This window comes from Shewanella sp. ALD9 (genome assembly GCF_002836315.1).
Lineage (GTDB): Bacteria > Pseudomonadota > Gammaproteobacteria > Enterobacterales > Shewanellaceae > Shewanella.
Genome location: NZ_PJCD01000001.1, coordinates 325,401 through 338,173, shown reverse-complemented (window position 1 = coordinate 338,173; position 12,773 = coordinate 325,401). Strand labels below are relative to the sequence as shown.

Below are 12,773 nucleotides of genomic sequence, written 5' to 3'. Positions count from 1 at the left end.
AACTCAAAACCCCCAACACTAGAGATTGGGAATAATAAAATAACGATGAGTAAAGGGTGATTATTATGAGCATAAACAGACGTCAAGCATTGACACAAATTATTGGTTTAAGCACTGCAGCAGCTGGGGCAACGTTATTAGGCACATCTGCATTTGCTGCCACAGACGCAGATGGCAACTACCGTTTAGAACTTGGTGAAAAACTTAAATATGCGCCACTTGATGCGATGCAAACAGCAAAACTTGCCTATGAAACGGGTGGCGGTTGTATGCACCAAGTATTTCACGCCATTGTGACTATGCTAGCGGCATCTGGCAGCGTAGACGCCAGTAAGTTTGCCACTATCCCTACCGCATTAGCAGGTTATGGTTGGGCAGGCGTAGTTGGCCAGGGAACATTATGTGGCAACCTTAATGCTGCCGGTATGTTGATTAATTTCCTTGACGATATTAATGGTCAAAACAGCGCCATTATTGGTGCATCGTTCCGTTACTACGAAACCAACGATTTACCGTTATCATCTGCTGAGTTCATTGCGGGCATTGGCTCTACAGATGCTAAATCACTCGAAGTAGGTAAAACCTCTATTGCTAACAGCCCACTGTGCCATTCATCTATTAGTAATTGGTCTGCGGCATCTGGAAAGCCTTTTGCGTTAAAAGGTGAACGTTGCAAACGCCTCTCTGCCAGCATGGCTTTTTATATTGTTGATTTACTCAATCGTGCCAATGCCGGTGAAGATATTTCAGTATTAGCAGAAGCAAAACCGTCTGCTGAAGCGCAAGCATGTCAGTCTTGTCATGGCGTTACCGAAACGATGGGCTCTGCAGCTAGCGTGAAAACGGATATGGAATGTACCAATTGTCACACAGGGCATTACAATTAAGGAGCGCATCATGAAGGTTAAATATCTTAGCGCCATATTAGCGAGTTCATTGTTAATCTTTGGCTGTAATAGCGACAATGATGACGAAGTTGTCACTGAGCCACCAGTGGTTGTTATTCCCCCTGTTGTTGTGCCACCAGTAGTCGTTGTACCGCCTGTTGTTGATGGCGTGAGTATTGATGATGCCAGCACTGTGGTGGTTAAACTCGACACATTTGACTCCATCACTGGCGCACTATCATTCACTGTTGCTAATAGTGAAGGTGAAGCGCTAACGAACGTAGCCAATTACGATATTGTGTATTTTGGTTTTCCTGACCCAGCCTCACCTTCCATAAAGCCTAAAGCTTGGAAACGTTGGCATGTCACTCAAAACTATCAATGCGATAGTACAGCCACCGACAGCTGTACAGGCACATTAGAAGCGACAGATACTGCGGGTAAATATACTTTTAATGTGAGCGATCTCGACTTACAAAGTAAAGCATCGGCAAATGCTGAAATGGTCTTTAAGGTTGCGGTTCAAATTAAGGGCGCGCTTGCCAGTAATGAAATTGAGTTGATTGACCCAAGCAATTAATCATCATTCAGCCTCCCCCCGGCTAATGGCGAGAGAAGACCACTTGTGCTCATTAGCTTCAGGCTATTTGCCGCAGTACTACACTGCGGCTCTTTTTATCATTTTCGCAGCACGGCTTGAATATACAAAACTGGGCTTAAATAAACAGTTTAACGCTGTACAGCTGTGAATATTGAAAACAAAAAAAGGGTTTCAACAGCGCTGAAACCCTTTTTTATTCAACACTGGCTACTGATAAATTTAACGAAGCTGTTGCATTAAGTATGCGTAAACCATTGAACTTAACTCGGCGGCCTGAGTATTGTCTGCCGCGCCAGCATGGCCACCTTCAATGTTCTCAAAATACAACACATCTATGCCCATGTCTTCCATTTTCGCCACCATTTTACGCGCATGCGCTGGGTGTACACGGTCATCACGTGTTGACGTAGTAAAGAACACTTTAGGGTATTTAACCCCTTGTTTTAAGTTGTGATATGGCGAATAGGTTTTAATGTATGCCCACTCTTCTTCGATATCAGGATTACCGTATTCGCCCATCCAACTGGCACCGGCTAATAACTTGTTGTAGCGCTTCATGTCCAACAATGGCACCTGGCACACTACGGCGTTATACAGTTCAGGACGACGAGTAAACGCTGCGCCCATTAACAAACCACCATTACTACCACCTTGAATACCAAGATGCTTGCTTGACGCAATTTTACGAGCAATTAAGTCTTCAGCAATGGCTTCAAAGTCTTCATACGCTTTATGACGATGTTGCTTTAACGCTGCTTGATGCCAGGCTGGGCCGTATTCTCCACCACCGCGAATGTTAGCCAGTACATAAACACCGCCCTGCTCTAACCAGTTTTTACCAATAGTGGCCGAATAGGCTGGTAAGCGCGATACTTCAAAACCGCCATAACCATAAAGTAATGTTGGGTTACTGCTATCGAGTTTAATGTCTTTAGCCATCACTACAAAATAAGGCACTTTTGTGCCGTCTTTTGACTTAACAAAGTACTGTTTCGTGACAAACTTATCGGCGCTAAATTGTTGCGGCATGGCTTTAATTTTATCGGCTTTTAAGCTGGCACCATTTAAGCGATATAAACTGGCTGGTTCTAAAAAGCTGGTGTAATTAACAAAAAAATCATCACTATCACGTTCAACATCAAACACACTTAAGGTGCCATTGGCTTCAAATGGCACAGATTTGCTTTGCCACTCACCTTTATCGTTTTGCATGTATCGTACAAGTTTGCTTTTTACATCATCCAGCCAAGTGACAAAAATGGCATTCTGGCTAAATGCGACTTGTGAAATAGAAGCATGCTTCGTTGGCGATACCAGTTCACTAAACTCAGGTTTTTGCGCAATGAGTTTATCAACGGGTGTGTAAACAATGGCACCTTGTTTGAAAGTACCTTTTGGGGTGACTAAATCGCTTTTTAACTCTATATATAGCTGACCTTTAAAGTAACCTTTTAAATCGGCATCTTTAGGAATAGGCAGCGACACTAACTTACTATCTTGATAAACATAATGTTTAGCGGTGTAGAAGGTTAAACTTTCTGTGACGATATTCAGCGGTGTTTTATCATCAAACATCACATAACCCGACACGGCAACGGAGGCTTTATCACCTCTAAACACTAATTTGGCTGCAGACAACGGTGTGCCGCGTTTCCATAATTTAACCACACTTGGATAGCCTGAATCCGTCATGCTTTGCGCATCACCAAAATCAGTTCCGACAAACACGGTATCTTTATCAATCCAGCTTAACCTTGACTTAGCTTCAGCCAACACAAACGGCTTTTGAGTGCTGTCGACAAACGCTTTTGCGGTTAAATTAAATTCTCGCACCTCAGCGGCATCTGCGCCCCCACGAGACAACGACACAAAGCAGCGCTCGTTTTGTGGGTATTGACATTCAATGCCTTTAAACACCCAATTAACCCCCTCGGCTTTACCAAGGGCATCGATATCAAGCACGGTTTCCCAGTTGGGTTCAGCCTTAGCATATTCCGCTAGTGTGGTACGACGATAAATACCACGCTCGTGGGTTTCGTCTTTCCAAAAATTATACAAATAATCGCCAATACGAGTGGCATAAGGAATACGGGCTTTATCGTTTAAAATCTCTAGGCTGTTTGACACCAAGTTATCAAAACCTGAGTAAGCCTTAATGTGAGTTGCAGATACGGCATTTTGCTGCTTAACCCACGCCAGCGGCTTGGCGCCTTCAACATCTTCTAACCAAATATATTTGTCTTCTTCTGCATTTACTGGTGTTGCCATTGTCATCGCACTCGCTATACATAGGGGTATGATTCGCTTAAGCATTAAAAATTTCCTTTTTGTTATTTGCTCGCGGCATTTTACTAGCATGCATCTACTTTATAGGATCCATGTAGATGTTCAATCGATAAGGAGAGCAAACTGTAACAGGCAAGCCCCATAACAGAGCAAATTATTGCTAGATTATCATGCCAATTTGGTCGACTAAGCAGGTATAATGTCGCGCTAAACATTGTTCTACCCATTCAAACAAATAAATACAGGCACCAACATGGCCAAAACCGCAGCAGCATTACATATATTAGTTAAACATCAGACTCAGGCTGAAGACATCATCAAGCAGCTTAATAATGGTGCTAAATTTGATGTATTAGCCAAAAAGCACTCTAGCTGTCCTTCGGCCAAAAGCGGCGGTAATTTGGGCGAGTTTAAAAAGGGGCAAATGGTGCCACCATTCGATAAAGTCTGTTTCAACGGCGAGCTCATTACGCCACACCTCGTCAAAACTAAATTTGGCTGGCATGTGGTGAAGGTACTTTATCGCACCTAGCAATAGTCGGTCTGAGGAATAGCGCGTCGACAATAGTCGCGCTTAGAATCAATCACACATAAGATGAATGAGTCCAGAGCAGTCTAGCGATAAGATAAGAGGTGAACGGTTTTCATCCGTGATATTTCAAGGCGAAAGTGGGCTTGATATCAACGCCCACTTTTCAAAACACCAACGACTTACAATATTTACTTGCGCAGTTTGATCGACAACTCGCCATCACGAATTTGAATATCATCTACACCATCAGCAAAAGCATTCCAAAAGCCGCGATCGCCAAACTCACCGACCAAATTGACGTTTTTCATATTTCCTAGCCACGCATTCGGAATAGGCACGCCCATTAAGCTCACGCCAACTAGCGCAACAACTGGACGACGATTAGCATCAAGATGAATATCAAGCCCAGTATTCACGCGTAAAATCTCCCCAGCCATAATCGGAAAGTCGTCTGGGATCGGGATCAGCATTTTGGCACTGGCTAAATTATCAGAAAAATCAATCGCGACACGCCGAGCAAAATCAGGATTACGGCCAATCATCGAATTCACTTCTTTCTCACTAAATGTCACTTGCCGATCAGCGTCAAACTCACGATACGCTTCAGGGGTTAACTCATCACTATTTTCACTAGCACTATCAGCTGCACGGGAATCACCACTTGATGCTGTAACCGCTGAGCGAGGTTCAACTTGCCAACCTAACCGAGTCAGTTTTTGATCCAATTGTTGCTCTTCTTTAGCATTTAAGCTAACCGGGGTGAGCGGTGACGGAAAGATATAAGTGCGGATAATAAAAAATGTCAGCCCTGCTGTAACAAGCATTGTTGCTGCAATAATCAGTAACAGTTTGGCTCCAGAGGCTCCACGTTGCAGACTGAGTGGTGGTGATCCATTGATTGATAAAGCTCGCATGATATGCCCTTTGCTATTCTCTTATTGTGCATCATGGTAATGCCCTGCTCGACTAAACAGCAAATAAAAATCAGTTTTATGGTTAGATCTAAAATACACATGGTTAATAATTTGTTAATTAAGTGGGTTTTATGTTACAAAATAAATGTAGAAATAGTTTAACTGCTGAAGACTAAGATCCAGAGATGTGATCCAGAGATGTGATCCAGAGATGTCTATAAAGCAGAGTTAACAACCACAAAATAATAACAAATAGGAATGCTTACTCTATGAAACTATCAACCATTTCAATGTCACTATTAGCTCTTGGACTTACAGCAACGGCCCAAGTACAAGCAAGCGACGACCGTTATGTCATTCAAGTTGACCCGCAAAAAAAAGGGATTGTAAAAGCTCTTGCCAAAAAATTAGGTGCACAAATTAATGTTGATGGTGAAGGTTTTATCGCCGCGACATTTACCGGCAAAGATTTAGATCAAGTTAGGGGATTACTCAATAACCCACACGTTAAGTTAGTTGAAGAAGATCAACGACGTCATTTAATGGGTTTTGCTGACGACATTGGTAATCCAATGGCAACCCAAATAACACCTTATGCAGTTTACCAATCACAAGCAAATCAGGTCACCTTTAACCCTAATGCAGGCATCAAGGTATGTGTAATCGACTCAGGTCTCGATCGCAGTAATGCTGATTTTGTGTGGAATAATATTACCGGTAACAACGACAGCGGTACGGGCAACTGGGACGAAAATGGTGGCCCACACGGTACACACGTAGCAGGAACCATTGGCGCTGCAGATAACGGTTTTGGCGTTATTGGCATGGCTCCTGGTGTTGATATGCACATCATCAAAGTCTTTAACGCCGACGGATGGGGTTACTCATCTGATTTAGCTCAAGCTGCAAATCTTTGTTCACAAGCGGGCGCCAATATCATTAGCATGAGTTTAGGTGGCGGCGGTTCAAACTCAACAGAATCAAATGCATTCCAAAGCTTCAGCGATGCAGGTGGACTCGTCATTGCCGCTGCAGGTAACGATGGCAATAATGTACGTTCATACCCTGCAGGTTATTCGTCAGTGATGATGATTGGTGCCAATGATAGTAATAACGTTATTGCAGATTTTTCTCAGTTCCCGACATGTACATCGGGTAAAGGTCGCAGAGTCACAACTGATGAAACCATTTGTGTTGAAGTTTCTGCCGGCGGTGTAGATACCCTTTCAACCTATCCAGCAGGACAAGCTACTGCGTCAAATTTATCAGCAGACGGATTCGCTCTTTCCTCATCGGCAATGGAAAACGCCGGTTCAGTAGTGGGTAACACTTTTTATATGGGTACCGCTGAGTCAACTAACTCAGGTGCTAACGGCAATATATGTGTGATCGACCGTGGTGTAATTTCGTTTTACGATAAAGTCGCTAACTGTGAAGCATCTGGTGGTGTCGGTGCCATTATTATTAATAACGAACCAGGCATGTTATACGGGACATTAGGCGATACTAATGCCACAAGTATTCCTGCTGTTGGGGCTGCATTTGAAGACAGATCAGCCTTAGTGAATGCGGCAACTGCAAATATTGATATTGGTACATCGGACTTTGGCTTTATGAGTGGTACTTCAATGGCCACTCCTGCTGTGTCGGGAATTGCAGCTTTAGTATGGTCACAACATAACGAATGTACGGGCAGTGAAATCCGTGCAGCACTTAAAGCCACAGCGTTAGACGCCGGAGCATCAGGTAAAGATGACTACTTTGGTTATGGTATTGTGCAAGCTGCTGCTGCAGATGCTTATTTATCAAGTAATGGCTGTGCAGGCGGTGGGGTAACTCCGCCACCAACGGGCGGCGATATTACATTGTCACTTAATGGTTATAAATCGAAAGGCGTTAACCAAGTTGATTTAGCCTTTGGCGGTGCAAGTTCAGCCAATGTAGACATTTTCCGCAACAACAGCAAAGTAACCACTACGGCAAATGACGGTAGCTATACAGATAGCATTTCAGCAAAAGGCGGTGGAACATACACTTATCAAGTATGCGAATCATCTACAGCCACTTGTAGTGCAGAAAAAAGTGTCACGTTTTAATTAGCTAGAAACAATCGTTATTAATGAGGCTATAGCTTAAATAATCCGAACAAAAAATCATCTCAATTTGAGATGATTTTTTATTTTTAAACCACTAAATGTCACACCTCAATTGTGCTTTGCTGATCCTATAAAAGCCCCATTAACATCACGTTAATAGTCATAACCCTGCATAACATAACAAGTACCAAGCGGTAATACCAAGCCCTTATTGCAAGCATGTTAAATCGTAGAAACAACCTTAAAAACGCAGTGCAAAACCCAACATTCACCACAAAATAATCTAGCTTTTTTATATCCCTTTCTTGTCATTAGGCGTATTGAAATGCTAGTACAACATCGGCAGCTGAATAATGAGCTTTATGCTGAGTAAAGGCTAACCAAACAACCAAGCTCCACCTTTGATCAACAGACAAACTCCTGCACCCATCATAAATAAATAGCCAAAAATAAAACCAACGGCCCCACTAGAAGGACCGGTCCCATCTAAGCGAATAATTATTCCACTGATATAAAACAAGATAAAAAAGTTTAGCATCATACTCAACATAAAATAGTCGCCCATGACGGGAAGCGCGCCACCGATAACACTACAAATGAGTAGCAAAAAGTCGCTAAATTTTTCTTTGGTTATATATTTTTTCTCTAAGACTCGGACAAAAAATACCACCAGCATAATCGCTAAATAAAGCAGTGAAATTGATAATGCGGAGTACATTCCTTGTTGTATTGTTACCGCCGTAACTTCTGGTGTTACAGCGATGTCTGGACTTGAGTCTGTAAACAAACTTGCAATAAAATGACCTATGCCGAATATTATCAACCACGCAATACCGAATGAGATGAGATCATCTCGAACAATAGGATGACTTGCCTTATGATTAACCATTTTGGCCAATAGCAGACCGAATAACGTGACTGCAGCCAGTAAACTTAACGCATACCAATATTGGTCTAGATAGAAGAAAGCAAAGCTGGGGGGAATAACTAAAAAGGATTGATAAAACTCGTTTTTTTTCGTTGTCAGACCGGTATCTTTATAAAATGCCAAATACACAATTAACGGTTGAGAAATAACAACGGTAATACAAAGGGTAACAATATCCATATAAAACATCCGTGTAGTTAAACAAAACATACAGCACCATGCCATACCGGGCTTAGTATAAACGCCAATATTGTAAACTCAATCAATAATTCATCGCCGTTAATATAGGCATGATGAACTATCACTATAATCCCTCAACTCAACACCAAGCAGGCATGAATAAGCCTATGAATTATTACAGATCTTTATTCATGTAGTTATTTCAAGTAGTTGATATTTTGTAGAGTAATAAGACAGAGCAATTAAGATAGAGTCATGAAGCATAGAGACGAGACTGAATCACTAGACTGACGTTAATAGTAGCGGCTGCTCAGAGGCCTTAAACATTACATCAATCATATCGACAGTTATCATGAATAGATAATGAGGCTTGCACCAGTATTGTGAAAACGTGATAAAATCACAACTTAGTCCATTAACATTACAAGGTATAGCAATGAACCCGATTCTTGCCATCTTCAAAGAACACAATATCAGTGACGTACAAATTAATGAGTTGTTCCAGACGTTAACTGAAAACCCATTCGCAGCAATGGCAACTATTGGTCAATTAGGTATTCCTGCAGAAAAGCTACAACAGTTGATGGGCATGGTGATGCAAAACCCAGCCTTAATCAAAGAAGCAGTTGAAGAGTTAGGACTAGATTTTTCTAAAGTTGAAGCAGCAAAAGCGCAGCTACAACCATAAGTACTAAGCCATTAAAAATGCACAAACAACAACGGCCAGTATCTTAAGATGCTGGCCGTTTTTGATTTATCCGATCACGACTGCTATTGATTACCTTCAAAGCCTGCTAACCAGGTTTTGAATAATTGGTTAAGCTCGGGCTGTTCAATGTCAGAAAGATTTGCCACCAGTTGGTGTTGAACCTTTACATGCTCCTCAATCGCTTCATCTATTGTGGCAAGACCTTTTTTAGTCAAAGCTACCGATACACTGCGCCTGTCTTCAGTGCTGTGTACACGGGCAATTAAGTCTTTAGATTCAAGCTTATCTAAGCGATTTGTCATCGCGCCAGAGGTTAACATCATCGACGATAATAACGCTGAAGGGGTTAAGGTGTAAGGTTTACCATTACGTCTTAATGTCGCCAGCACATCAAACTCACCCATGGTCAGGTCAAACTGCTTATGACAAGTTGATATTTCAGCCTCAATATGTTTTTGCAAACGCAAAAAACGCCCAAGAATCGCCATTGGCTCGGTATCTAAATGCGGCTTTTGTTCGCCCCATTGCGCTACGACTCTATCAATATCCTCCATACCTCACCCTTATCATTTTGCACTCAAAACATAACTTAAAAACTTAACGTAAAGATACTTCATAAAAAGGTACTTTACAAAAATAACTTATCAGTCCAGAATTAGCACTTATCTTTACATGAAGATATTTAATATAAAGGTAGTTTATGAATATTTTACTGGCCATGATCCCTGCATTTTTTTGGGGTACCACCTATGCGATGACCCAGCTTACTTTGCCAGACTGGCCACCATTATTACTCGGTGCCCTTCGTGCGCTGCCTGCTGGGCTTATCTTACTGGCGATTAAACCGAGCCGACCGCACAAAACCGACTGGTCTATTTTAATTAAACTCGGTGCCATTAACATTGCAGTGTTTTTCAGTTTGATTTTTATCATGGCACTGACGCTGCCATCGGCTATTTCTGGTATCGGGATGATTTCAGTACCGGTTTTTGCGATGTTATTTCATTGGGTAGTCAGTAAAAAACGTCCTAATTTGCTACAAGCACTTTCTGGTGCGGTGTTAATTGGCTTAGCTTGGATGCTGTTTGACCCTAGCTCCATTAGCTTAAACCCCATAGGATTAGTCGCAATGTTTGCCGCAATCAGCTGCATAATTATCGGCAGCACAATGACCAAAGCGTTAGGGTCGCGCATTCATTGGTGGACGATACTCACCTGGCAATTGATTATCGGCGGTACATTGCTATTCGTTGTCGCTGGTATTCAGGCGCTATTTTCACCACAACAATATCTCAATGTGGTCAGCCAATTTAGCCTGACCAATGGCTTCGGTATAAGCTGGATAATATTGCTCAACACCGTACTCGGTTACAGTATGTATGTGTGGTTACTGCAACGTATGTCTGTGGTCGACTTCACATTTGGCGGCATTGCCAATCCGATAGCGGGCATCGTCTGTGGCCTAGTATTAATAGGCGAATCATATACATCACACCAATATTTATTAATGAGTGGGATGATTTTAGCCTCTATCGCGCCAACATTAATTCAGCTACTGCGTCCAAAAAAGCTCAGTACTACCGCGAGCGATTAACTGAGCCTATGGGCGAGTCATTGAGCTAATAACTAAAGCAGAGCTCTTAACTGATTGAGCGCATCGACAGAGAAGCCTTGGTCATAAAAGTAAATGACTTTACCTTGCGCATTGAGCAACACGACTCGAGTATTATTTGGATTTTCATTACCGGTAAAGGCTTGTACTTGGTCGCCATCTTTATAGATGGTGACCACACCTTTCCATAATGGTTTAGGTATGCCTGCACGCATGCCATTATTAATCAGAGGACTGAACATTCTAGGAAACAATCCCTGAATAGTCGGAACTTCATATACCGACACTTGAGTTTGAGTCATGTCTAAGCCAATCAACCAGCGATCAATATCAAACTGTGAATCTTGCTTGTAACCAATCAACAACAGCGACAATTTACCTTGTAAATCCTCAGGTAAAGCCATCGACTCGTTTTCAAGTGTTTGACCTGTTACCGATGGAAAATCTTGCCCTGTAATAGACTGATTGGGATAACTGGTGCTACAAGCACTCAGCAGTAAAACGGCAATAATCATTAAAAAACGCATCTGTAATCCTTGTTTATAAATATCCGATTCTTTTATACGCAGCCAAATGGCAAAAGGATTGCTTGTTGCCAAATTCAAATAATAATTCACAGCATTAAAAAGCTAATGTGATTACTGTACCCTCATTTTACCCAAAGCAAAATACCATAAGCATCTCATTAGCTAGCTATTCTCTAGCTGCCATTCCTCGATGGCTTCTTTAGCAGCCCGAAAAGCCTCAATACCAGACGGCATGCCGCAATAAACGGTTGAATGCAGCAATACTTCCTGAATTTCTTCAATAGAACATCCATTACGTAATGCCCCTCGAACATGGCCCTTTAATTCAGTTGGCGCCTTTAATGCTGCCAATGTTGCAATAGTGATTAGGCTGCGCGTTTGCTTAGAAATAACATCACGCACCCAGACTTCACCCCAACAATTTGCAGTGACTAACGCTTGCAATGGTTGAGTAAAATCAGTGACATTACTAAGCGCTTTATCGACATAAGCGTCCCCCATCACCTGGCGACGTACCTCAAGCCCTTTTTGGTATTGTTCATCATTCATCTGTGGCCCCTTCTATTTTCACTTTTGGTCAATTCATTAAAAATAATCATGTCTATATACACGTTAAACTTAATCTTAAATAACACCACGCTTTTGTTGTAGCCAGTTGATAATTTGCCCAAGTAGATATCAGTTCAGTTTTTACCTTAGCAGGTAAGCGTAGCGGATATATTTTATGACTCTATCTATAAACTCAATCAAATTACTGGCTAAAACACTGCAGTTATAGGTATTATGTTACTGATTTAAAAGCATGATTCTACATCATGATTTTTATTAACTTAATGACTATCAAGGATATGGTATCGCCATGGAAAGAGGCACGTTAGTTCGTTGGAATACCGAAAAAGGCTTTGGTTTTATCAAGCCAGAAACCGGTGAAAATCAAGATGTCTTTATTCACATCTCAACCCTAAAGCACATGGCCAGAAAGCCTATTGTTGGCGATGAGATACTATTTCATCGCGAGAACCAACCCGATGGCAAAGTCAAAGCAGTAAAAGCCAGTATTGAAGGCGTGGCTGTTATGTCTAACACAACCCGTCCAGCTTCTCACACTGGTCAACATCATCGAAACAGCCCATCTCATCAAGACGAAAACTACCGTTCAAGCCCCGTACTTGGCCGCGTAATCATGCTTATTATCCTACTTGGGGTTGGTATTTTCGGTTATAAACAATATCAAAAAATGACCGCTACGCCAGTGCTGACCAATGAGAATGTTGAACAGATGGAGTGGACACCAACCGTATCAAAACCAAGCTCAATCAATCTACAACCACAGTTCAGATGCGAAGCCGGTAAAACACACTGCAGCCAAATGCGCTCATGTGCAGAAGCAACCTTTTACACCCGCAACTGTCCAGGAACTGAAATGGATGGTGATGGGGACGGAGTCCCATGTGAAAGGCAGTTCTGTAATTAAACATTAAGGAATAAGTCATAGAAAGCA

Annotated in this window: 13 protein-coding genes; 7 read left to right on the top strand and 6 right to left on the bottom strand. The window is 42.0% G+C overall.

Going from position 1 to position 12,773, the window contains the following annotated elements; all coding sequences use genetic code 11:
- Window positions 1-65 precede the first annotated feature (65 nt).
- Together CXF88_RS01600 and CXF88_RS01595 are read left to right on the top strand one after the other, a co-directional pair.
- Entirely contained in the window at window positions 66-887 is an 822-nt protein-coding gene (locus CXF88_RS01600) for a cytochrome C (RefSeq protein ID WP_101085038.1), read from the top strand.
- Window positions 888-897: 10 nt separating this feature from the next.
- The gene (locus tag CXF88_RS01595; protein WP_059747841.1) at window positions 898-1,467 is read left to right on the top strand and encodes a hypothetical protein; all 570 of its coding nucleotides are present in this window, start codon (window positions 898-900) and stop codon (window positions 1,465-1,467) included.
- Window positions 1,468-1,707: 240 nt separating this feature from the next.
- Here CXF88_RS01595 and CXF88_RS01590 read toward each other — a convergent pair whose 3' ends face one another.
- Window positions 1,708-3,801, bottom strand: a complete 2,094-nt coding sequence (locus CXF88_RS01590) for a prolyl oligopeptidase family serine peptidase (protein ID WP_101085037.1) — start codon at window positions 3,799-3,801, stop codon at window positions 1,708-1,710.
- Window positions 3,802-4,027: 226 nt separating this feature from the next.
- Between CXF88_RS01590 and CXF88_RS01585 the strand changes: the two genes are divergently transcribed.
- The gene (locus CXF88_RS01585) at window positions 4,028-4,306 is read left to right on the top strand and encodes a peptidylprolyl isomerase (protein ID WP_011639051.1); all 279 of its coding nucleotides are present in this window, start codon (window positions 4,028-4,030) and stop codon (window positions 4,304-4,306) included.
- Window positions 4,307-4,494: 188 nt separating this feature from the next.
- On the opposite strand, the gene CXF88_RS01580 is transcribed toward CXF88_RS01585, so the two are convergent.
- A complete protein-coding gene (locus tag CXF88_RS01580) occupies window positions 4,495-5,220 on the bottom strand; it encodes an arginine N-succinyltransferase (RefSeq protein WP_101085036.1) in 726 nt (241 codons plus the stop codon).
- A 269-nt stretch (window positions 5,221-5,489) separates the two neighbouring features.
- Between CXF88_RS01580 and CXF88_RS01575 the strand changes: the two genes are divergently transcribed.
- Window positions 5,490-7,316, top strand: a complete 1,827-nt coding sequence (locus tag CXF88_RS01575; RefSeq protein WP_101085035.1) for a S8 family serine peptidase — start codon at window positions 5,490-5,492, stop codon at window positions 7,314-7,316.
- A gap of 376 nt (window positions 7,317-7,692) precedes the next feature.
- On the opposite strand, the gene CXF88_RS01570 is transcribed toward CXF88_RS01575, so the two are convergent.
- Window positions 7,693-8,424, bottom strand: a complete 732-nt coding sequence (locus CXF88_RS01570) for a hypothetical protein (RefSeq protein WP_101085034.1) — start codon at window positions 8,422-8,424, stop codon at window positions 7,693-7,695.
- Window positions 8,425-8,860: 436 nt separating this feature from the next.
- On the opposite strand from CXF88_RS01570, the gene CXF88_RS01565 reads away from it, so the two are divergent.
- Window positions 8,861-9,112, top strand: a complete 252-nt coding sequence (locus CXF88_RS01565) for a DUF2999 family protein (RefSeq protein ID WP_101085033.1) — start codon at window positions 8,861-8,863, stop codon at window positions 9,110-9,112.
- 83 nt (window positions 9,113-9,195) lie between these two features.
- Here CXF88_RS01565 and CXF88_RS01560 read toward each other — a convergent pair whose 3' ends face one another.
- Window positions 9,196-9,687, bottom strand: a complete 492-nt coding sequence (locus tag CXF88_RS01560) for a MarR family transcriptional regulator (protein ID WP_101085032.1) — start codon at window positions 9,685-9,687, stop codon at window positions 9,196-9,198.
- Window positions 9,688-9,833: 146 nt separating this feature from the next.
- Here CXF88_RS01560 and CXF88_RS01555 point away from each other — a divergent pair, with 146 nt between their 5' ends.
- Window positions 9,834-10,727: an EamA family transporter gene (locus tag CXF88_RS01555; protein ID WP_101085031.1), complete on the top strand. Its 894-nt coding sequence runs from the start codon at window positions 9,834-9,836 to the stop codon at window positions 10,725-10,727.
- Between the two features lie 32 nt (window positions 10,728-10,759).
- On the opposite strand, the gene CXF88_RS01550 is transcribed toward CXF88_RS01555, so the two are convergent.
- Entirely contained in the window at window positions 10,760-11,272 is a 513-nt protein-coding gene (locus CXF88_RS01550) for a hypothetical protein (protein WP_101085030.1), read from the bottom strand.
- Window positions 11,273-11,434: 162 nt separating this feature from the next.
- Window positions 11,435-11,821, bottom strand: a complete 387-nt coding sequence (locus tag CXF88_RS01545) for a carboxymuconolactone decarboxylase family protein (RefSeq protein ID WP_101085029.1) — start codon at window positions 11,819-11,821, stop codon at window positions 11,435-11,437.
- Between the two features lie 310 nt (window positions 11,822-12,131).
- Here CXF88_RS01545 and CXF88_RS01540 point away from each other — a divergent pair, with 310 nt between their 5' ends.
- On the top strand, window positions 12,132-12,746 hold the full coding sequence (locus CXF88_RS01540; protein WP_101085028.1) for an excalibur calcium-binding domain-containing protein: 615 nt from the start codon (window positions 12,132-12,134) through the stop codon (window positions 12,744-12,746).
- The last annotated feature ends 27 nt before the right edge of the window (window positions 12,747-12,773 follow it).

Coding starts and splice junctions, on each gene's coding strand:
- CXF88_RS01590 (WP_101085037.1), bottom strand. CDS start 3,801: ATGCTTAAGCGAATCATACCCCTATGTATAGCGAGTGCGATGACAATG.
- CXF88_RS01555 (WP_101085031.1), top strand. CDS start 9,834: ATGAATATTTTACTGGCCATGATCCCTGCATTTTTTTGGGGTACCACC.
- CXF88_RS01565 (WP_101085033.1), top strand. CDS start 8,861: ATGAACCCGATTCTTGCCATCTTCAAAGAACACAATATCAGTGACGTA.
- CXF88_RS01540 (WP_101085028.1), top strand. CDS start 12,132: ATGGAAAGAGGCACGTTAGTTCGTTGGAATACCGAAAAAGGCTTTGGT.
- CXF88_RS01580 (WP_101085036.1), bottom strand. CDS start 5,220: ATGCGAGCTTTATCAATCAATGGATCACCACCACTCAGTCTGCAACGT.
- CXF88_RS01545 (WP_101085029.1), bottom strand. CDS start 11,821: ATGAATGATGAACAATACCAAAAAGGGCTTGAGGTACGTCGCCAGGTG.
- CXF88_RS01560 (WP_101085032.1), bottom strand. CDS start 9,687: ATGGAGGATATTGATAGAGTCGTAGCGCAATGGGGCGAACAAAAGCCG.
- CXF88_RS01575 (WP_101085035.1), top strand. CDS start 5,490: ATGAAACTATCAACCATTTCAATGTCACTATTAGCTCTTGGACTTACA.
- CXF88_RS01570 (WP_101085034.1), bottom strand. CDS start 8,424: ATGGATATTGTTACCCTTTGTATTACCGTTGTTATTTCTCAACCGTTA.
- CXF88_RS01600 (WP_101085038.1), top strand. CDS start 66: ATGAGCATAAACAGACGTCAAGCATTGACACAAATTATTGGTTTAAGC.
- CXF88_RS01585 (WP_011639051.1), top strand. CDS start 4,028: ATGGCCAAAACCGCAGCAGCATTACATATATTAGTTAAACATCAGACT.
- CXF88_RS01595 (WP_059747841.1), top strand. CDS start 898: ATGAAGGTTAAATATCTTAGCGCCATATTAGCGAGTTCATTGTTAATC.
- CXF88_RS01550 (WP_101085030.1), bottom strand. CDS start 11,272: ATGCGTTTTTTAATGATTATTGCCGTTTTACTGCTGAGTGCTTGTAGC.